Origin of the sequence: Shewanella sp. P1-14-1 (genome assembly GCF_001401775.1) — a bacterium.
Taxonomy (GTDB): Bacteria; Pseudomonadota; Gammaproteobacteria; order Enterobacterales; family Shewanellaceae; genus Shewanella; species Shewanella japonica.
The window spans coordinates 1-201 of record NZ_LKTL01000148.1 but is presented as its reverse complement, the minus strand read 5'-3'; the positions used below and the strand labels follow the sequence as shown (position 1 = coordinate 201).

Here is a 201-nt window from a genome sequence, read left to right as displayed (position 1 = left end):
TATTAAATACTATCAGCTTTCCAAATTGTTAAAGAGCGGGCTTAAAAAAGCCAAAGATAAAACTGTCGTTTTATCTTTGGCGTCTCTATCCATGAACAAGTAAATGGTGGAGCTATGCGGGATCGAACCGCAGACCTCCTGCGTGCAAGGCAGGCGCTCTCCCAGCTGAGCTATAGCCCCATTTACATGCAGTCAAACAAA

1 tRNA gene is annotated in these 201 nt (G+C 44.3%); it reads right to left on the bottom strand.

Annotation, left to right across the window (positions count from 1 at the left end):
- Positions 1–104 precede the first annotated feature (104 nt).
- Positions 105–180 (bottom strand) — tRNA-Ala (locus AN944_RS21300).
- Between the last annotated feature and the right edge of the window lie 21 nt (positions 181–201).